The following is a 19,229-nucleotide window of genomic DNA, read 5'->3' as shown; positions in this document are numbered from 1 at the left end:
AAGAAGCTCCTCAGCCTGGAACGTCGCCTCCCGGCCGGTCCTCATCCGGTTGCGGCGACGCGTCTTCGTCAGGCCGTAGTGCAGGCCTTTGCGCGGTCGGGAACAGGGGTACCCGTTCGGCGCCGTGTTGATAGCGCCGGGGCTCCTCGGCCTTGCGGGGCGGACGGTCGTTGGCGATGAGCACGGCCATCCATGGCAGCGGTACCGAGACCAAGATGATCGCCAACGAGATCAGGCCGTTGCCCCAGAGGCTGTAGGCAAGTGCCGCCAGGAGCAGCGCCGGGATGCGGAACGCCATCAACGTCAGGTACTTGCGTACCCGGGCGCGGTGCTGTTCTTCATAGGCCGGCGCGGCGCGAGTGATGAGAACCGGGCGACCTTCGCCGTCGAAATCGTCGTCGAAACTCAGCTCGTGGCTTTGTTTCATACCTCTACTGTTCCACACCTGGGTGACGTCGGCGCAGGCGGATTTCCTGGGGCCGAGTCGGCGGGCACAATAAGGGTCCGCGGACGCGAGGAGCACAATAAAACCATGCAGACCCAGACGATCGAGCGCACCGACGCGGATGAACGCGTCGACGACGGGACAGACAGCGACACCCCGAAGTACTTCCACTACGTCAAGAAGGACAAGATCGCCGAGAGTGCTGTGATGGGCACCCACGTCGTCGCGCTGTGCGGCGAGGTGTTCCCGGTGACCAAGGCCGCCAAGCCTGGCTCGCCCGTATGCCCGGACTGCAAGCGCATCTACGAATCACTCAAGAAGTAGTCGGCTCGTCGGTGGCGGCGGCCGAATCTCTGGCCGCCGAGCCGTTGCCGTTGAGGGCTTTGTCCTCGAACCAGTCTCGTAGGCGCTGGGCGTGGGTGTCCGCCGCAGGCCATTCCTCCTGGATGGCGGCGTTGAGTTCGGCTCCCAGCATGACCGCGAACCCCAGAAAGAACGCGAACAGCAGAAACGCGATCGGTGTCGCCAGTGCGCCGTACGTGTAGCCGGTACGGGTGATCCAGTTCAGGTAGAACCGCAGGCCGACCGTCGCCACCAGAAAAACCACGGTGGCCAGCACCGAGCCCAGCAGCAGCCGGTGTGACGGCAAGGGCTTGGGCAATGCCACCCGGTACAGCAGCGTCACCCCGGCCACCCCGGCGAGGAACAGTGCGGGGAAGTAGCCGTAGCGCAGGACGTTGTCCCAGCTGTCGGGGATGTGCTCGCTGATGGTGCGCGGCCCCAACGCGATGAACGGCGCCGTGGCGATCACGCCGATCAGCATCATCACGTAGAGCCCGAGGGCGTAGAACCGCTGCCGTACGGGGTGCCGCAAGGGCGTCTGGTCATGAGCCTCCACGACCGAGTCGACGAATGCCGATACTGCCGAGGATCCCGCCCACAACGAGATCACGAACCCGAGTGACACCACCTCGCCGCGGGCGCTGGAGGCGATGTCACGAATCGTGGGTTCGATGATCTCGTTGACGACGTTCTTCGAGAAGAAGCTGTTCGCCGCATTGATCAGCTGGCTGATGATCGCCGTCAGCGTGTCCGGCCCGAACAGCGGGGCGATGTACGCCAAGCTGCCAAGCACCCCCAACAGCAACGGCGGTAACGACAGCGCACACCAGAAAGCCGCCTGGGCCGATTCCGAGAAGATGGAGTCGTCCCAACTCTTCGACAGTGTGCGCCGTGCGATATGCCAGATGTGATGGCGTGATGGGGGTAGTGGAAGCGGCTGGCCGGTCATGTTCAGACCAGCATTACGGACGAAGCGTGCTCCTGCCCAGTCGGGTGGTGCGAAGAGGCGTTTATGCCTCGACCGGGCTGACTTCGATGACGGCTGCCAGTTCGACCAGCTTGGCCTCGTGCTCGTTGGCGTGGTGCTGGCAGAAGAGGAGCTCGCTGCCCGACGGCAGGGTCGCACGCACGCGTGCGGCGGCACCGCAGCGGTCGCAACGATCGGCTCTGGTTAGCTCCGGGGTGGTCAGAGTTGCGTTCATGGCTCCTCCGTCTTCTGCTCTGCGCCTCCCGGCAATGGCGCCGGGTTTGCGTATGTCTACTCTCTCAGACGTTTTCGGTTCCGGCCTTGTTCCCTAGGGGTTTACCGGTGTGTCGTGTCTCACTTGTCTGCCGAGTTGCTCGACCGGCAAGCTGGCAGTATGCGTCCATCGCCGCCCGTGCTGGTTCACCTGTGTAGTGCCGACGAATGGCGGGCGGCCCAGGCGTCCGGAGAGCACCGCCCGCCCTCGTTGGACGCCCAGGGCTTCGTCCACCTGTCGGCTCCCGAGCAGGTGCACCTGCCCGCCAACCGGCTCTATGCGGGCCGGACCGACCTGGTGCTGCTCTACATCGACGCGGCGGCGCTGACGTCCCCGGTGCGCTGGGAGCCGGGCGTGCCGTCCGATCCCGAGGGCATGCATTTCCCGCATCTGTACGGGCCGCTGCCTGCCGCAGCGGTCACGGCGGCTGCCGACTACCTGCCGGCCTCCGACGGCACGTTCTCGCCGCTTGCGGCGACGTAGGCATCGGTCTCGATCTCGACGAGCAATTCGGGGGCGATCAGCGCCGAAACCTCGACCATCGTCGTGACGGGACGGATGTTGCCGAATACCTCGGCGTGCGCCGCCGCGACGTCTTTCCATCGGCTGATGTCGGTGACGAACACCCGGGTGCGCACCACATCGGCGAGGCTGGCGCCGGCGTCCTGCAAGGCCTTTTCGATGCGGGCCAGTGCGTCGCGGGTCTGGGCGGCGACGTCGTCTCCGGCGCCGGTGGTGCCGGAGACCGCGACGTGATCGCCGATCCGGACGGCGCGGGAGTACCCGACGATGTCCTCGAACTCGGATCCGGAGCTGATGTTGATACGCGGCTGCGACATGCGGTCAGCGTAGAGGGCAGGCGATCGGCTCCCGCGGGGCGGGAGCGCTGGTCGACGCGACCCTGCCGGGCCTCAGGAGCGCCCGGTGCCCAGCGCGTCGCGCATCCGCGCGGCCAGTACGCTCCGGGCGGCCCGGGACCCCGTGAAGCCGACATGCCCGGTGTTGAACCACTGCACATGCCCGTCCCGCCAGGCGCGTGCGAGGGCGCGCGACTGCTCGATCGGGATCAGTCGGTCGGCGCGGGCGGCGAACAGAGACAGCCTCCCCGGCGCGACCACCGGTGACAGCTCAAGCGGCGATGTGACGCGGAAGGTATCCCTGGCGTGCGCACTGCCGAGCAGATCCCGGTATTCCTGCGGCGGGCCGTGATGCTGCAGCAGGCCCAACACGTCGGTGAACGGCAGTGCCGCCGCGACCGCGTCGGGCGGTTCGAGGCCGGCCAGCAGGGTGGCCAGGAATCCGCCCAGTGACACGCCGTAGACGCCCACCGGAGCGTCCGTGTTGGCGCGGATCCAGCTCAACAACCGTCTGACATCCCACACCGACTGGGTGATGCCATGCAGCATCGCCGTGAGATCCAGCGACAACAGCTCCGGGTCACCGGCCGCCTTGCGCGTTCCATGCAACGGCGAAACGGGAAGTGCCACATTGAAACCCAGCTTGGAATGCAGGTAGCCGGCCCACAGCACGGCCAGGTCGAAGCGTGACGCGCCCATCCCGAAGCCGTGCAGGCAGATCACCCACGGAGCCCGAGGCTCGGCGCGGCGCAACACCCGCACAGAGACGGTGTCGTTGCGGTCGTTCTCCGGCCACTGCGAGGCACCCGGTTCGATGGCGCGGGGCCGGAATCCCGAGGCGAACGTCATGGTCTCGTGACTCCAAGGACCGGCGTGTGTGCGTCGGCCCATCACCTCCGAATCGAGCAGTGGCGGGGGAGTGCGGTGATACGTCGCCGGCATCGCCGACCAACCGTGTTCGGCGAAAAGTGCTGCCGCGTCAGCCATCTCCGCCGCCGTCCGGTTGGCCGCGGCGGTACCGGGCTGTCGCGGCCGGCGTCGGCGCATGACGGCAAGCACCGCCTCATCGAGTGCGATGTGCGGCGTGATGGTCGCGCGCTGCGTCAGGTTCACACAGTCCGAGCGGGTGCCCATGGACAGCCCGGTGCCATTGCGGCGTGCCGACAACTTCAACCTCCTTGTCTCGCAGTCGTTTCGCAGGTCGGTCAGCTGGAATGCGCTGGCGTGATCGGGATCCGGCCCGCGCTGGCGCCGCCGTCGACCGTGAGGTCGGCGCCGGTGATGTAGGACGACGCGTCGGACGCGAGAAACGCCACCACCTCGGCAACTTCTTCGGGCGTGCCGACTCGGGTCAGGGGTGCGCCGGGGTGCCCGCCCGGACCGCGTGCGACGTCGAGGTGCGCGATCATCGGCGTGTCGATCATGCCGGGGTAGACGGTGTTCACCCGAATGCCCAACGGCCCCAATTCGATTGCCGCCACCTTGGACATGCCGCGCAGGCCCCATTTGGATGCGCCGTAGGCGGTATAGCCGGCCAGTCCCTGCACACCGGCCTGCGACGAGATGTTGACGATGGACCCGCCACCGGCTGTTTTCATCGGCTCAACGACGGCTTTGACCCCCAGAAACGCGCCGACGAGGTTGACCCGCAACATCTGGTCGAACCCGTCGGCGGTCTGCTCGGTCAACGGCACCACCTTGCAGATGGCGGCGTTGTTCACCAGTACGTCGAGGCGGCCGAATTCGCTGACGGCGGTGTCCACGGCCGCGGCCCAGCCGCTTTCATCGGATACGTCATGGTGCAGGAACCGTGCCGCGTCACCGATGGCTGCCGCCACCTCCTGGCCCTTGTCGACCAGGACATCGGTCAGCACCACCCGGGCGCCGAGGTCGGCGAACAGGCGAGCTTCTGCTGCGCCCTGCCCTTGAGCCGCACCGGTGATGATCGCGACCTTCCCGGACAGGTCGACGCCCGGCATCAGTCGATGTCCTGGTCGATGCCGGTCAGCATGAGTTCGGAGACCCGGCGCGGGAACTCGGTGAACTTGGCCATCGCCACGATGTTGCGCGGCAGGATGACATGGCGACGGTTGCGTTCGATCGCCTCGGCGATGGCCTCGGAAACCGCTGCCGGGTCGAGCGATTCACGGGGAATCATCCGCCACCGGATGGACCGCTCGATGGTGCGTCGTGCCGGGCCGAACTCCCGGATGTGGTCGATCATGTCGGTCTTGACTTCGCCGATCTGCACGAGCGTGGTGCCCACCGGCTTGCCGCGCAGTTCCATGCGAATCCCGGCGGTGAAGTGGCTCAACCCGGCCTTCGACGTGCCGTACAGGGTCAGTCCGGGACCCTGCGATATGGCGCCCATCGACGATACGTTGACGATGTGGCCACGGCCGCGCGAGACCATGCGCGGCATCACCTGACGGCAGATTTCCATCGGTGCGGCGAGATTGATCTGCAGTAGATCGCGCACCTGCTGGGGGCTGACCTGGTGGAACCGGCCGACGTGGTCGACGCCGGCGTTGTTGATCACGATGTCCACCGGACCGTCTGCCTCGACGCGGTCGACGAGACTCTCCACGGCCGCGTGATCGCCCAGGTCCGTCGGGTAGGCCTTGCCGCCCAGCTCTTGTGCCAGTGCCTCAAGGGCAGCGCCGTTGCGCGCGACCAGCGCGATCTCCGCGCCCCGGTGCGCCAGCACCTCGGCGATACTCTTGCCGAGTCCGCGGCTGGCACCGGTGACGAGCACCCGCGCGTTTCGTAGTTCCATGGGTGTGCCTTTCCCGATTTTCCGATGTGGGGCTTGGTGTTCAGGGCTCGGTGCCCAGCGCTTCGCGGACCACGGCGCAGACGTCGTCGGTGGCCTGCGCCGCGTCCGGTAGATGGTCGGCGAGATTGAAGAATCCGTGGAAGCCACGGTCATAACGTCGGACGCTGACCGTCGCGCCGCCCGCGGCGAGCCTGCGCGCGTACTCCTCGCCCTCCTCGCACAGCGGGTCGAGCCCGCCGGTGAGGACGTGTGCGTTCGGAAGTCCGGACAGGTCGCCGAGAATCGGTGACACCTGCGTGCTGCTTCGGTTTCCGCCTGTGCCGAGGTACTGCTCGGTGAACCACTGCATGTGCGCCGCAGTGAGCACACCGCTTTTGGTGTGCGGGCTCGTCAGTGAGGACTTGCGGCGCTGGTCGACGACGGGATAGATGAGCACCTGGAATGCGATGGCCGGGCCGCCGCGGTCGCGGGCTGCCATCGCCATCACGGCTGCGAGGTTGCCGCCTGCGCTGTCCCCGGCGAGCACCAGCCGGGCCGGGTCGCCGCCGAGTTCGTCGACATGGCTGCCGACCCACTCGGTGGCTGCCCACGCGTCGTCGACGGCGGCCGGGAACGGATGCTCGGGAGCCAGCCGGTAGTCGACCGAAACCACCACGGCGCCAATGCCATTGGACAGCCGACGGCAGCAGGAGTCGTGTGAGTCGAGGTCGCACAGCACGAATCCGCCGCCGTGGAAGTAGATCACCACGGGCAGGCCGCTGTCCCCGGCCCCGAGCGGACGGTAGATGCGTACCGGTATCTCGCCCGCGGGGCCGGGGACCGTCCGGTTTTCGACGTTGCCGACCTCGACAGGTTTGGCGGGACGGCGGCTGGCCTTGAGCCGTGCCCGCACCTCGGCCGCCGCGGCGACGGGGTCCATACCGCCTTCGGCGATCGGGGCGAACGCGTCGCCCATCCGGCCGGCGACCTCGCGCTTCATGATGTCGGAATCGCTCACTTGGTGCCTCCGGTCAGCTCGCCGCGCAGCACCTTTCCGGTTGCGTTGCGCGGCAGCCTGCTGAGGAACTCGACATCGCGGGGCACCTTGTAGCGGGCCAGGTTCGCCTTGACGAACTCCCTGACCCCCTCGGCGTCGAGGGTCGCTCCGTCGTTGAGCACCACGTAGGCGCCCAGCCGCTGGCCGAAATCGGCGTCGCTGACCCCGATCACCGCGACCTCGTCCACGTCGGGGTGGCTCGCGATGAGGTTCTCGACCTCCAACGGGTAGACGTTCTCGCCGCCGCAGATCACCATGTCGTCGTCGCGGCCGTCGACGTAGAGCCGGCCGGTCTCGTCGAAATGGCCGACGTCGCCGCTGCTTTGGAGACCGCCGATGGATTGCTTGGTGCGGCCGTCGGTGTAGCCGCCGAAGCTCACGTCGCTGCCGGCGAAAATCCGGCCGATCACGCCCGGCTCGGTGATCTCCGTGTCGTCCGAATCGTAGAGCCGCACAGCACAACCCACGGGGGGCCTGCCCGCAGTGCGTGGATCGTGGCGCAGGTCATCGGGCATCGCGACGGTCATCACCGCGAGCTCGGTCGATCCGTAGAGGTTGTAGAGCACGGGGCCGAATTCGGCGAGTGTGCGTTCGACCGAGTCGGGTGGCATGGCCGAACCCGACGCGAAGATGATCTTCAGGGACGACGTGTCATAGCTGTCGCGAACCTCTTTGGGCAGAGCCAGGATTCGCTGCAACATAGTCGGCACCACGACGAGCACGTCGCACTTGTAGGTCTGCACCGCCCGCAGCGTGGCTTCGGGGTCGAACCTGCGGCGCAACACCAGCCGGTTGCCCAGCGCCAGCGACAGCACGGCCTGGCCCAGCCCGGTGCCGTGGAACATCGGCGCGGCCAGCATGCAGGTCTGGTCCCGTCGGCGCGGCACGCGGTCGAGCAGCTGCGCAGAGAACAGGGGCGAGGTCTTGCCACGCGGGGCGCCCTTGGGCGTACCGGTGGTGCCGCTGGTCAGCAAGGTCATGCCGCCGGGCTTGGCGGGCGCGGCGACGGGGGCCGTCGACGTCGCCGCGATCAGGCCTTCGAGGGTGCCTTCGATGTCGGTGGTGGAGCGGTCGTCGGTCCAGGCCAGGAAGCGCCGCACGTCTGGATCGATGGCGCTGACCAGTTCCGTGAATTCCTCGTCGTAGACGAGCACGTCGACTCTCTCGCGGGCGGCGACGTCGGCGAGCTGCGGCTTGGCGAAGCCGGTGTTCATCAGCAGTAGCTGGGCGCCGACCTTGCCTGTCGCGGCCAGCACCGTGAGGAGTCCGCGGTGGTCGCGGCACAGCGTGGCGATCACCGAGCCTGCCCCGATGCCACGCGAATTCCACGCGCGGGCCAGCGCATTGACCCGGCCGCCCAGTTGCGCGAACGTGATGTCGCCGATCTCGTCGGTGATCGCGATGGCGTCCGGGTTGCGCATGGCGGCGCTTTCGATGACGGCCGCGAAACCGCCGAACTGGCGAACGAGCCGGGCCTGCCTGATGCCGTCGGCGGCCCCTGTCGACAGCCCGGATTCGCGCAGCACGGCGATGCTGCGGGCGATGACTCGCATCCGGTGGATCCTGGCGGCAACGGCCTCGCTTCCTGGGATAGCTCGCTTCATGGCACGGAACCGTACGGCGCGTCGCCGGGCCCGCGGATCGTCAAATCCCGCTGGCCGGGACAGGTTGTCTCGTGGGACACAGAAATGGAGAAGAGTGATCGCAGCCACATACGCCGCCGCGCTCGGCGGCCGGATAAGCGAGGTGAACATGCGCCGTTTGAAGGGTGAGGACAACAGCTTCCTGGCATGGGAGAGCTCGGTGCAACCGCAGCACACCATCAAGGCGGTTGTGCTCGACCCTGCCCGGGTTTCCGAACCGCTCAGCTTCGATCGGCTCAAGAGCGTCGTCCAGGCGTGGGTGGACCGAGTCGAGCCGCTGCAGTGGCAGCTGCTTTCACCGCGCGTCGGTGTCGGGCGCCCGTGGTGGGTGTCGCGCCCGCAGATCGACCTCGACCATCACGTCCAGCGGACCACCGCGCCGGCCCCGGGCGGTGACGAACAGCTCGCGGCTACCATCGGCGACATCTTCGAGGTCGCGCTCGACCGCGACCGGCCCGCGTGGCAACTGTGGTACGTCGACGGCCTGGCCGACGGCCGGATCGCGCTGGTGCTCAAGATTCACCATGCGGTCGCCGACGGTAGTGCCTCGCTGCGCCTGCTGGAAATGCTCTACAGCACGGATCCCCAGACGCCGCTGCCGCGGCCGCGGCCGATTCCGCTGCCCAACGAGAAGCGCCCGGCCGCCGCGCTCTGGTGGCCTTTGGTGCTGCGGCACCAGATCGCCGCACTCGGCCGGTTCCCGCGCATCATCACGCGCACGGCCCAGGTCACCCGCGTCATCCGGCGGCGGCAGAAGGCCGGAAAGCCCGGCTACGCCGAAGCGTTCACGGCGCCCGCGATGGCCTTCAACGAGCCGTTCTCGGCGCGCCGCCGGTTCGCGTACCGCTGTTGCGACGCAGCCGAGATCAAACGGGTTGCCAAGGCTTTCGGCGTCACGGTCAACGATGTGTTCCTCACGATGTGCGGGGGAGCGCTGCGCGGGTATCTGCAGGAGCACGACCAGCTCAGCGATGAGCCGCTGACCGCCGTGGTGCCGGTGTCCATGCGGCCGGCCGGCAGCGAAGCGCAGTGGGGTAATCAGGTCGCCCGGTGGAACGTCGAGCTCGCGACGCACATCGCCGATCCCGTGGCACGACTCGAGGCCGTCGCGGCGGCCACCCGCACCGCCCGTGAGGTCCAGGGCGAGCGCGACGCCTGGCTGCAGCACGACTGGATGGAGTACTGGCCGCTGTTCTGGCTGTATTCGCGGGTGCTGCCGATCCTGGGCGCTCGGATCAAGCAGCGCCCGATGTTCAGCCTGATCGCCTCGAACATGCGTGGGCCCCAGCAGACGCTGTACTTCGGCGGTGCCCCCATCGAGCAGCTGATCTCGTCGGGCCCGGTGGTGTTCCCCATGGGCCTCAACTTCACCGGGTGGAGCTATCGAGATGACATGACTATCTGTGTGCTGACCTGCGGGGACCATGTCCCGGACCCGTATGGCATCGCCGACCGGGCACCGGGTGTGCTCGCCGAGCTGTCCGAGCGGGCGGCCTCAGCCGGCGTCGGGGTCGTCGAGGATGCGGACCGCCAGGCGGTATCCGGCTGACACGTCCAGCCAGAGCCTGGTGACCGGGTCGGTGGCGTCCAGCGCGTGGCGGTTGCCGCTGGCCAACAGCCGGTCGGCCGCGTCACGGGCCCGGGCGATCGCTTGCAATTGCGCACGGGCCGCCGGTGTTGCCGGGGCGTGCAGTGATTCCTCGAGTTGCAGTGTGGCGGCATCGATCGCCGACGCGGTTTCGGCGACCACCACCGCCGACGCCGTGCGCTCGGCGGTGTCCTCGCTGCCGTACGAGGTGGCCAGTCGCTCGCGCACCTGGTCGACGTGGGTCTGCCAGATCCCGGCGGCGGCACCGAGCACCGCGGCCGCCGCAGCGGCACCTGTGACCACCGCCGGGGCGACGAATTCGGTTTCGGTACGGGTGTTTTCGTCGGCGCACGGGTATACGGAAGACGCGTCGACGACGGTATCGGCGACTGTGACGTCGCAAATGCCGGTGGTGCGTAGGCCGGTGATGTCAGTGCGCTGTGCCTGCTCCACCGCGTCGCGTCCGAGCAGCACCCAGTGGGCGGCGCCGTCGAGGTCGGCGCGCAACAGCAACCAATGTGCGAATGCTGCACCGGTGACGGCGTCCCACCGGCCGGTAAGCCGAAAGTTGGGGCCCTGCTGGATCAATCGCCCGTCGGCGGGTGTCGCCATGGTCACCAGAGCGGTCGTGTCACGGCCCCAGACCCGCTCTGCGGCAGCTCCGCCGATGGACGCCACTTGGTTGGCGGCAGCGTTGAGAATGGCTGCGAGCCAACCGGCGGAGCCGTCGCGTCCGGCGAGTTCGGATATCGCCGAGACGAATTCGGCCACAGGGACACCCCGGCCGCCGTTTCCGGCCGGCTGCAACAGCCGCGTGGTGGACGAATCGTCCAGCACGGCAATTGATTCACCGGGCGGCTGGGCCATATGACCTCCTGGGAGCGGTGACGAATGGTATCCACGATGGTGACACACTCCAGACACCGTGCAGGCGGGATAGGCGGTAGGCGATGACCAAGAGCGTGCGCAGCGCGATCGGTCGATTGCTGCCGGGGATCGACGGGGCCGCGTCGGAGGTGGACCGCAGCGGTGCCGTCGACGCATCGGTGATCGCGAGCCTGCACGATGCCGGTTTTTTCGCCATGCTGCGCCCCAGGGCCTTCGGTGGGCTGGAAGCCGACCCGGTCGAGTATCTGGCGGTGGTGCGGGAACTGTCGGCGGCGTGTATGTCGACTGGGTGGATGGCGGGCTGGCTCGGGGTCAACACGTGGCATCTGTCCCTGTTCGACAAGCAGGCCCAGAACGACGTCTGGGGTGCCGACCCGAACACACTGGTCTGCGAGTCGTACGCCCCGACGGGACGGCTCGAGCGGGCCGGTGACGGTTTCCGGTTGTCGGGCCGGTGGAGTCGATGCACCGGCATCGGGCACGCGGCGTGGTTGATGGCCGCGGCGGTTCTGGTCGGTGACGACGGCGCCGCCCAGGATTTTGTGGTGGCGTTGGTACCCCATGAGGACTACACCGTCGAATCAAGCTGGAACAGCGTGGGTTTGCGGGGCATCGGCGCGCACGATGTCGTCGTGTCAGGGGCACTGGTACCCCGCTACCGCACGTTCGGCTGGGTCAGCGGTGATCAGCGGGAGGTTCCGGCGCCGTTGTACCGGCTGCCGCAGCCGACGATGTACATCCACACCGGGACGGTTCCGTTGATCGGTGCGGCCGACCGGGTGCTGGCAGCCCTGCGGCCGGATGCCTCCGCGCCGCTGGGCCCGGTCGCGATGGCGAGCTCCGACGTCGACCTCTCGATGCGGCAGATCGACGGCAACATCCGCGCCCTGATGGATTGCGCCCGCGCCGACGCGGTGCCTGACACCGGGCTGGTGTTGCGCTCACGGCGCGACCAGGTGCTGGCTTCCGACCGTGCCTACGGCGCCATCCAGACGTTCGTGCGGCACGCGACTGACCACGCCACCGATGACGCTGTGGTGGAACGGGTCTGGCGCGACGTGCAGACCGCGCGCACCCACGTGGCGAGCAACGTCGAACAGGTGCTTGCGCTCGTCGGGCGCTACTCGTTCGGCATGGAGGTCGACGACATTCTCTGGTGAGATCCACCTGGCGCGTGGTCAGACCCAGGCGTCGGAGGTGATCGTGCGCAGCACCCGGGACAGCAGGTTGTCGGTGGCCAGGGCCGGGGCGCCCGACGGTGCCGGCTTGGCGCCGAGGTCGGCGCCGAGCTGCTGGGAGATGTGCCGCGCGGCGCGGATGACGAACGGGGCCGTGCGCTGCAAGCGGTGCAACGGGACGGTTCCGCTCAGCGACAGGCCGGCCACCTCGCCGTCAACTGAGCGCAACGGGGCCGCCACGCTTGTCAGCCCGATGGCGAGTTCTTCGTTGTCGTAGGCCAGCCCGTGCCGCGACCGGATGCGGGCCAGTTCCCGGTGCAGCGTGGGCAGGTCGCCGATGGTGGCCCGCGTGCATCGCACGAGCCGTTGCCCGACGATGGCGTCGACGTCCTCGGCGGGCAGCTGCGCCAGCATCGTCTTGCCCAGCGCACTGGCGTGCGCGGGAGTGTGGCCGGCAACGCGGGTCGGTACGACGGCGCTGTTGCGGCCCGCCACCTTGTCGAGGTACACGACGTCGCCTCCGAAGAGCACTCCGAGATGCACCACGAGCCCGGTGTCGGCGTGCAGACGGGACAGGGTCGGCGACGCGACGCCCCGCAGTTGCGAGTGGTCGACCATCCTGGTGACGGGCAGGGGTGAGGCGGCCAGCGCGTAGCCGTCACGCCGATGCTGCAGCAGGCCGGCCTTGTGCAGCTGTTTGAGGATGCGGTGCACCGACGAGCGCGGTAACTCGGTGCGGCAGGCGATCTGATCCAGCCGCAGGTGCTTGCCCGGTTCGTCGAACGTGTTGAGGATCAGCGCGACTCGATCCACCATCGACACCGCGTTCTTACTTTGGTGCTCCTCGCGTGCGCGGTTAGTTTGGTCGGGCCGTGGCTGTGCCGGTTCACGGCTTGTGTAACTCGGCATCTGCGCCGTCCCTTCTGCGTGGACGTCGGATCCTCGGCCCACCACGATCCCATTGAGTGAGATTGCGGCGCAACCCCGCGATCGGTTCCCCCACGATGGTCGGCAGCGCGCAATGCGGGCGACAAGGGAGTTGTGGATGCGTGGTGTTGACATGACCAGAGATGTTCTGGACGGCATCGACGAACAGGCCGGGGTGTTGCGGGCTCTCGGACCCGTCAACGAGGCCCTCGGCCGGTTGGACGATCGCTGCGCCGAAGCGCTCCGAAGCTCCGGCGTGATGCACATGCTGCAGCCCGAGGAGTTCGGCGGCATCGAAACGCACCCTGCGGATTTCGCGGACGCCATCTACGAGATCGCGCGCCTGGACGGTTCGGCAGGCTGGGTCGCCGGATCGGTCGGCGTGCCCCCGTGGATCGTGGCCACCGCGGACCGGCGCCCGCGCGACGAGGTGTGGGAAGCCGACCCCGGCAGCTGGATCGCATCGGCGTATTCCGTTGCGGGCGTGCTGCTTCCGGTTGGCGGCGGCTACCGGCTCTCGGGTGACTGGCAGTGCGTGGCAGGCATCGATCATTGTGACTGGGTCGTTCTGGGCGCTCGGGTGGTCGACACAGCCGACGCGACGGGGCACGTGTACGTGCTGGCGCCGACCGCCGATCTGCTGATCGTCGAGGATTCGTGGAACGGTGTCGGGCTGGCGGGTGCCGGCAGCAAGACCATCGCTGCCGACGACATCTTCGTGCCCGCACACCGGGTGCAACGCGGCGTCGCCGACGGGACCGCGGCCGAGCGGGCCGGCCTGCGTAATCCCATCTACCACTTGCCGTTCGGCATGGTGGTGCCGCTGGGTATCACAGCTGCGGTGATCGGGATGGCCGACGGCGCGCTGGCTCATCACGGCGCGGCGGGCGGATCCGACGATGTTTTCGTCGAGCAGGCTGCCGCCGAGATCCGGGCTTCGCGGCTGGCGCTGCTCGACACCGTCAGCGCGTCGTTTCATCTCGTCCTCGACGGGCCGATAGATGCGGGTGTGCGGGAGCGGGCCCGGCGCGATCAGGTGGCCTCGGCGCGCCGCGCGGTGCGTGCGGTCGACGACATCGTGTCGCGGTCGAGTATCGACGAGCTGCGTCGTGACCACCCGCTGCAGAGGTTCTGGCGGGACGCCCATGTCGGCCTCGCCGGGGTGGTTGCCGCGTCGGGGCTGGTGGGCTGAACGCCCCGACGCACCCCGCCTCATCAGGCGTGGGTGCCGCCGTCGATGCGGATCTCGGTGCCGCTGATGAACACGCCGTCGTCGGACACCAACATGGCGATCACACCGGCGACCGCGCTGGGATCGCCCATCGCGGCGGTGCCCGAGGTCAGCGTCGTCGGCACGATCGGCGAAAGCTTGGCGAACAGTGACCAGTCGGCGTCGGAGGGGATGAATCCCGGTGTGGCGTCGGTGATCCCGGACTTGATGCTGCCCGGCGCGACGCTCACTGCGCGCAGACCCTGTTTGCCGTACTCCAGTGCCAGCGCGTGGGTCATCGACTGAATGCCACCCTTGCTGGCGGCATACGCCGCCATGTAGGGATGGGCGAACGCCGCCGAGGTGGAGCTGAAGTTGACGATCGCGCTGCGCGGATTGGCCAGCAGCGCAAGCAGGGCCTCGCGGGTCACCAGGAAGGTGCCGGTCAGGTTGACCGCGATGATCTGGTTCCACGACGCCAGGCTCATCTCGTGGGTGTGCACGGCGCGCAGCATGCCTGCGGCGTTGACCAGGGCGTCGAGGCCTCCGAGCGCTTCGACGCCGGCCTTGACCCCCTCGACCACGGAGGTCTCGTCCCCGATGTCCATGGTCAGCGCCGTGAACCGGGATTCGGTGCCGGCGTGCTGGGCGAGTTCGCCCGTGTGGACCAGCCCGTCGGTGGATATGTCGGCACCGACGACGGCCGCGCCTTCGTCGAGCAGGCGCAAGACGGTGGCCTGCCCGATGCCCGATGCTGCGCCGGTCACCATGATCCGGTGGTCGTCGAGTCGCTTCATGCTGTGGTGCTCCTGTCGCAGGTGGTCGGATCGGCGAATGTCATTGACCCATAACGTATTTCACGGTAGGGCCGGCAGTCCAGCCGCCGTCGACGGCGATTTCCGCGCCGGTGACGTAGGAGGCGGCACCCGACAGCAGATAGGTGACGGCACCGGCGATCTCGTCGGCCTCGCCGACGCGGCCCATCGGCGTGTTGGGGTAGTTGCCCTCACCCTGCACGATGCCGACCTGCGCCGTCATCGGCGTGTAGGTCATGCCGGGATGCACGGAGTTGACCCGGATGCGGTCGCCGCCCAGCTCCACCGCGGCGATCTTGGTCAGGCCGCGCACGCCCCACTTCGAGGCGCCGTAACCGGCCGTCAGCGCCAGGCCCATCATTCCGGCCGCCGACGAGATGTTCACGATCGAACCGCCCCCGGCGGCGCGCATCGGCGCGATGACCGCCTGCAGACCGTTGAAGACCCCGACGAGGTTGACCTCGAGCACCGTGCGGAAGTGGTCGAGCGGTTCGTGCTCGATGAACTGCCCGGTGGAGATGCCTGCGTTGTTCACCAGACCGGTGAGCGTGCCGAACTCGCCAAGGGTGAGCTGGACCGCCGATTCCCAGTGCACCGGATCGGTCACGTCGAGGTGGACATGGCGCGCGCTGGGTCCGAGGTCAGCTGCCAGTTGGGCACCCTCGTCGTCGAGGACATCGGCGATGACGACCTTGCCGCCACCGGCGACGATGTGTCGCGCGAACGACGCGCCGAGCCCCCGGGCGCCGCCGGTGACGATGGCCACCACATCCGACAAACCTTGTGAATCCGCCTGTATCCCAGCAACTTCCTTTCACGTCGACTGGGCAGAGACCTCGGCCGGTCCGCCCGCGCATTGACGCAATCACATCGCGGGAGGCTGCGCTGGGTTTAGTCCTACTCAATGGGAATTCGTGCTGCCGGGCCGTCTCGGTGGGGGGAACCGGTCAACCGGCCGCGGCCATCAGCTTCTCGAGCTCGGCCTTGGCGCCCTCGAGGAGCTCCCACGGGTCGTCCACCAGCTCGGGATCGGCCTGCACCCCGACGTCCACGTAGTCGCCGTAGCTGAACACCGTGACGTTGATACCCATGCCCACGGTCAGCGGGCCCACCGGCACGATGTGTTCGATGCGCGCACCGGCCATGTAGAGCTGGACCGGTGGGCCGGGAACGTTCGACACGATGAGGTTGCTGCCGAGCGGCAGTTTGTCTTCGAGTTTGGCGGCGCGGAATCCCTTGAACAACAGGTTCAGCAGTAGAGGTGGCGCGAAGTCGGTCAGGCCGACCGACTGCTGCGATTGTAGGTCTTCGGCCAGCGCCTTGGCGCTGTTCATCCCGCTGTGGATGGCCGACAACCTCTCGACCGGATCCTCGACGTCGGTACACATCGACGCGACCATCGCGTGCACGAAGTTGCCGAGTTCGTCGTCGCCGGCGTCGCGGGTCGACATCGGGACGGTGGCCAGCACCGGGTTCTGCGGCAGCTCATCGCGTTTGAGCAGATAGCCGCGCAGGGCGCCCGCGACGACGCAGAGGATGACGTCGTTGACCTTGACGCCGAGGCTGTTCTTGACGTGCTTGATGTCGGCCATCGGCAGCGACGTGTAGGCGAAGCTGCGGTGCGAACTCAGCGCACCGTTGAAGCTCGTCTTCGGGGCACTCATCGGCCGCGGCGGCGGGTTGTCGCGCCGCAGGTGACTGATGGTCGTCACAGCACTGCGCACGGTCTGGCCCAGATACTGCGCGATCTTCGGTGGCGAGGTTGCGGCCGCGACCGTGCCCTTCGCGAACAGCTCGAGTGCGGAGTGTCGCGGTTGCTCGCCCTGCGCGGGCAGGTCGACCAGTGGCTTGTCGGCCGTGGGATGGGCATCGCAGAGCACCGAGGACAGGCCGGCGCCGGAGACCCCGTCGACCATCGAGTGGTGGGTCTTGGCGATGTAGGCGACGCGGCCACCTTCGAGGCCCTCGACGAACCAGCTCTCCCACAATGGCTGGTTGCGATCGAGCTGGCGGCCCAGGATCTCGCCGACGACATCGGCGAGCTCGCGTTGGCCACCGGGAGCGGGCAGCGCCGCGCGGTGGATGTGATAGTCGAGTTTGAACGAGGGGTCGTCGACCCACACCGGCCGGTCGAGCCCGAGCGGCACTTCTTGGATCCGACGCCGGAACTGGGGCAGGTAGGGTAGCCGCCGGTCCAGGTGATCACGCAGGTGCTCGAAATCGAATCCCGGTGCGTCACTGGGATCGAGGATCATCAACCCCAGCGTGTGTTGCGGCCACTCGGTGCCCTCCATGGACAAGAACATGGCATCCATACCTGACAAGCGTTTCACCGAGGACTCCCATTCGCGGACCACGTGGCCCTGCAGGCACGAAGGTACCGAGAAACCGGCTCTGAACTGGGGTTTGTTCCCAGTCAGCGGGACATCTGTTTGAAGTCGGGGCGGGGCGTCCGGATAGCGCCCAGTCAACGCACCGTGGCTCGGCGAGATTGTGCCGGTGAGTGAGACAACGGCTGTGGCCGGCCGGATTCGGTTCGTAGCGTGGCACCCCCGAGCACCACGTGAAAGGCGACCATAGTGGCAGTCCGAGCACCATCGTCAGAGATCGCGGAAGTTCCGGCCACGGTGGACGTCGTGGTGGTCGGAGCCGGTTTCGCCGGCCTCTACGCGTTGCATCGCCTTCGCGGTCAGGGACTTTCGGTGCGGGTGGTCGAGGCGGCCGATGGTGTGGGCGGCGTGTGGTACTGGAACCGCTACCCGGGTGCCCGCTGTGACGTCGAGAGCGTCGACTATTCGTATTCGTTCGACGAGGATCTGCAGCAGGAGTGGGACTGGAGCGAGAAGTACGCGACCCAACCGGAGATCCTGCGCTACCTCAACCACGTGGCCGACCGCTTCGACCTGCGCCGCGACATCACGTTCGGGGCCAGGGTCACCGACATGGTGCTCGATGAGCAGACGCTGCGTTGGGAGGTCCGTACCGACCGTGGCGATGTCGTGTCGGCGCGCTTCTGCATCCTGGCGGTGGGCCCGCTGTCCAACGCGAACATCCCGGCCATCGATGGCCTCGACTCGTTTGCCGGCGAGGTATATCACACCGCCCACTGGCCGCACGAAGGCGTCGACTTCACGGGCAAACGGGTCGGGGTCATCGGTACCGGATCCTCCGGCATACAAGCGATTCCGTGCATCGCCGATGAGGCCGCGCAGCTGTACGTCTTCCAGCGGACACCCAATTACAGTGTGCCGGCCGGCAATGTGCGGCTCGATGACGAAACGCGGGCTCGGCAGAAGGCGAACTACGCCGAACGGCGACGGCTGTCGCGTGCCAGCGGCGGTGGCTCTCCGCATCAGCCGCATCCCAAGTCGGCCCTTGAGGTATCCGACGACGAGCTGCGGAAAACCTACGAGCGCCGTTGGGAACTGGGCGGCGTGCTGTTCTCCAAGGCGTTCCCGGATCAGTTGATCACCATCGAGGCCAACGACACCGCACGCCGGTTCTGGGAGGAGAAGGTCCGCGGTGTCATCGACGACCCGGCGACCGCAGATCTGCTGATCCCGAAGGACCATCCGATCGGTGCCAAGCGGATCTGCACCGACGATAACTACTTTCAGACATTCAATCGCGACCATGTACACCTCGTGAACCTGCGGGCGACGCCGATCGAGCGGATCGACGCGACCGGCGTGGAGACTTCCGACGCCCATTACGCGTTGGACGCCTTGGTGTTGGCCACCGGGTTCGACGCGATGACCGGGTCGGTGCAGAAGCTCAATGTCGTCGGCCGCGGCGGACGCACACTCAACGAGGCGTGGGCGCACGGCCCCGTCACCTATCTCGGCCTCGGGGTAGCCGGCTTCCCGAACCTGTTCAACATCGCCGGACCGGGCAGCCCGTCGGTGCTTGCGAACATGGTGCTGCATTCGGAGTTGCACGTGGACTGGGTGGCCGACGCGATCACCTATCTCGACGAGCGGGATGCACGTGCCCTGGAGGCGCGTGCCGACGCCGCAGCCGAGTGGGTGCAGGAGTGCAGCCGCCGCGCTGCGGGAACTTTGATGCCGCAGGCCAATTCGTGGTACCTCGGCGCGAACATCCCGGGCAAGCCGCGCGTGTTCATGCCGTTCGTCGGTGGCTTCGGGGTATACGGCGAGATCATCGCCGATGTGGCCGCAGCCGGCTACAAGGGATTCGACATCCTCGAGGACTGACCAGATCCGGCGCCGCCGCGAGTGTGCGGTCTCTGCGATTTCCGGGCAGGTTTTTCGCAGACGATTCAC

20 protein-coding genes are annotated in these 19,229 nt (G+C 67.7%); 6 read left to right on the top strand and 14 right to left on the bottom strand.

Translation table 11 applies throughout. The features are described from left to right. Window positions 1-10 precede the first annotated feature (10 nt). Window positions 11-427, bottom strand: a complete 417-nt coding sequence (locus BST13_RS29190; RefSeq protein WP_083168465.1) for a DUF3099 domain-containing protein — start codon at window positions 425-427, stop codon at window positions 11-13. 105 nt (window positions 428-532) lie between these two features. Between BST13_RS29190 and BST13_RS29185 the strand changes: the two genes are divergently transcribed. Next, on the top strand, window positions 533-769 hold the full coding sequence (locus tag BST13_RS29185) for a DUF3039 domain-containing protein (protein ID WP_018600547.1): 237 nt from the start codon (window positions 533-535) through the stop codon (window positions 767-769). On the opposite strand, the gene BST13_RS29180 is transcribed toward BST13_RS29185, so the two are convergent. Further along, window positions 759-1,736, bottom strand: coding sequence for a YihY/virulence factor BrkB family protein (locus BST13_RS29180; protein ID WP_083168464.1), 978 nt, complete (start codon window positions 1,734-1,736; stop codon window positions 759-761). The two genes, BST13_RS29185 and BST13_RS29180, sit on opposite strands and share 11 nt — an antisense overlap. A gap of 61 nt (window positions 1,737-1,797) precedes the next feature. Continuing rightward, complete coding sequence (locus BST13_RS29175; protein ID WP_026356416.1) at window positions 1,798-1,989, bottom strand: DUF7455 domain-containing protein; 192 nt, start codon at window positions 1,987-1,989, stop codon at window positions 1,798-1,800. Between the two features lie 159 nt (window positions 1,990-2,148). Here BST13_RS29175 and BST13_RS29170 point away from each other — a divergent pair, with 159 nt between their 5' ends. After that, window positions 2,149-2,511: a DUF952 domain-containing protein gene (locus tag BST13_RS29170; RefSeq protein WP_083168462.1), complete on the top strand. Its 363-nt coding sequence runs from the start codon at window positions 2,149-2,151 to the stop codon at window positions 2,509-2,511. On the opposite strand, the gene BST13_RS29165 is transcribed toward BST13_RS29170, so the two are convergent. The 6 genes from BST13_RS29165 to BST13_RS29140 all read right to left on the bottom strand — a co-directional run bounded on the left by BST13_RS29165 (window position 2,463) and on the right by BST13_RS29140 (window position 8,301). Beyond that, the gene (locus BST13_RS29165) at window positions 2,463-2,867 is read right to left on the bottom strand and encodes a RidA family protein (protein WP_083168461.1); all 405 of its coding nucleotides are present in this window, start codon (window positions 2,865-2,867) and stop codon (window positions 2,463-2,465) included. The two genes, BST13_RS29170 and BST13_RS29165, sit on opposite strands and share 49 nt — an antisense overlap. 72 nt (window positions 2,868-2,939) lie before the next feature. Beyond that, window positions 2,940-4,052 (bottom strand): alpha/beta hydrolase, encoded by a 1,113-nt coding sequence (locus tag BST13_RS29160; protein WP_245839853.1) that lies wholly within the window; start codon window positions 4,050-4,052, stop codon window positions 2,940-2,942. Window positions 4,053-4,090: 38 nt separating this feature from the next. After that, window positions 4,091-4,864, bottom strand: a complete 774-nt coding sequence (locus tag BST13_RS29155) for a glucose 1-dehydrogenase (RefSeq protein ID WP_083168459.1) — start codon at window positions 4,862-4,864, stop codon at window positions 4,091-4,093. Next, a complete protein-coding gene (locus tag BST13_RS29150) occupies window positions 4,864-5,661 on the bottom strand; it encodes an SDR family NAD(P)-dependent oxidoreductase (protein ID WP_083168458.1) in 798 nt (265 codons plus the stop codon). The genes BST13_RS29155 and BST13_RS29150 overlap by 1 nt, the downstream gene beginning before the upstream one ends. 40 nt (window positions 5,662-5,701) lie before the next feature. Further along, on the bottom strand, window positions 5,702-6,658 hold the full coding sequence (locus tag BST13_RS29145; RefSeq protein WP_245839852.1) for an alpha/beta hydrolase: 957 nt from the start codon (window positions 6,656-6,658) through the stop codon (window positions 5,702-5,704). Beyond that, on the bottom strand, window positions 6,655-8,301 hold the full coding sequence (locus tag BST13_RS29140; RefSeq protein WP_083168456.1) for an AMP-binding protein: 1,647 nt from the start codon (window positions 8,299-8,301) through the stop codon (window positions 6,655-6,657). Before BST13_RS29140 ends, BST13_RS29145 begins: the two co-directional genes overlap by 4 nt. 94 nt (window positions 8,302-8,395) lie before the next feature. On the opposite strand from BST13_RS29140, the gene BST13_RS29135 reads away from it, so the two are divergent. Further along, on the top strand, window positions 8,396-9,889 hold the full coding sequence (locus tag BST13_RS29135) for a wax ester/triacylglycerol synthase family O-acyltransferase (RefSeq protein ID WP_245839851.1): 1,494 nt from the start codon (window positions 8,396-8,398) through the stop codon (window positions 9,887-9,889). On the opposite strand, the gene BST13_RS29130 is transcribed toward BST13_RS29135, so the two are convergent. Next, window positions 9,836-10,795: an acyl-CoA dehydrogenase family protein gene (locus BST13_RS29130; protein WP_158087208.1), complete on the bottom strand. Its 960-nt coding sequence runs from the start codon at window positions 10,793-10,795 to the stop codon at window positions 9,836-9,838. The two genes, BST13_RS29135 and BST13_RS29130, sit on opposite strands and share 54 nt — an antisense overlap. An 83-nt stretch (window positions 10,796-10,878) precedes the next feature. Here BST13_RS29130 and BST13_RS29125 point away from each other — a divergent pair, with 83 nt between their 5' ends. Next, window positions 10,879-11,976: an acyl-CoA dehydrogenase family protein gene (locus tag BST13_RS29125; RefSeq protein WP_083168453.1), complete on the top strand. Its 1,098-nt coding sequence runs from the start codon at window positions 10,879-10,881 to the stop codon at window positions 11,974-11,976. An 18-nt stretch (window positions 11,977-11,994) separates the two neighbouring features. On the opposite strand, the gene BST13_RS29120 is transcribed toward BST13_RS29125, so the two are convergent. Next, window positions 11,995-12,810 (bottom strand): IclR family transcriptional regulator, encoded by an 816-nt coding sequence (locus BST13_RS29120; protein ID WP_083168488.1) that lies wholly within the window; start codon window positions 12,808-12,810, stop codon window positions 11,995-11,997. A 244-nt stretch (window positions 12,811-13,054) separates the two neighbouring features. On the opposite strand from BST13_RS29120, the gene BST13_RS29115 reads away from it, so the two are divergent. Beyond that, complete coding sequence (locus BST13_RS29115; protein WP_083168452.1) at window positions 13,055-14,113, top strand: acyl-CoA dehydrogenase family protein; 1,059 nt, start codon at window positions 13,055-13,057, stop codon at window positions 14,111-14,113. A 23-nt stretch (window positions 14,114-14,136) separates the two neighbouring features. On the opposite strand, the gene BST13_RS29110 is transcribed toward BST13_RS29115, so the two are convergent. The 3 genes from BST13_RS29110 to BST13_RS29100 form a co-directional block, all read right to left on the bottom strand. After that, on the bottom strand, window positions 14,137-14,928 hold the full coding sequence (locus BST13_RS29110; protein WP_083168450.1) for an SDR family NAD(P)-dependent oxidoreductase: 792 nt from the start codon (window positions 14,926-14,928) through the stop codon (window positions 14,137-14,139). Between the two features lie 40 nt (window positions 14,929-14,968). After that, window positions 14,969-15,745, bottom strand: a complete 777-nt coding sequence (locus BST13_RS29105; protein ID WP_083168449.1) for an SDR family oxidoreductase — start codon at window positions 15,743-15,745, stop codon at window positions 14,969-14,971. 148 nt (window positions 15,746-15,893) lie between these two features. Beyond that, window positions 15,894-17,279 (bottom strand): WS/DGAT/MGAT family O-acyltransferase, encoded by a 1,386-nt coding sequence (locus tag BST13_RS29100; RefSeq protein WP_211296205.1) that lies wholly within the window; start codon window positions 17,277-17,279, stop codon window positions 15,894-15,896. Between the two features lie 246 nt (window positions 17,280-17,525). On the opposite strand from BST13_RS29100, the gene BST13_RS29095 reads away from it, so the two are divergent. Next, window positions 17,526-19,160, top strand: coding sequence for a flavin-containing monooxygenase (locus tag BST13_RS29095; RefSeq protein ID WP_245839850.1), 1,635 nt, complete (start codon window positions 17,526-17,528; stop codon window positions 19,158-19,160). Window positions 19,161-19,229: the final 69 nt, after the last annotated feature.

This window comes from Mycobacterium aquaticum (genome assembly GCF_002086485.1).
GTDB classification, from domain to species: Bacteria; Actinomycetota; Actinomycetes; order Mycobacteriales; family Mycobacteriaceae; genus Mycobacterium; species Mycobacterium aquaticum.
This window is presented reverse-complemented; position numbering and strand designations above follow the sequence as displayed.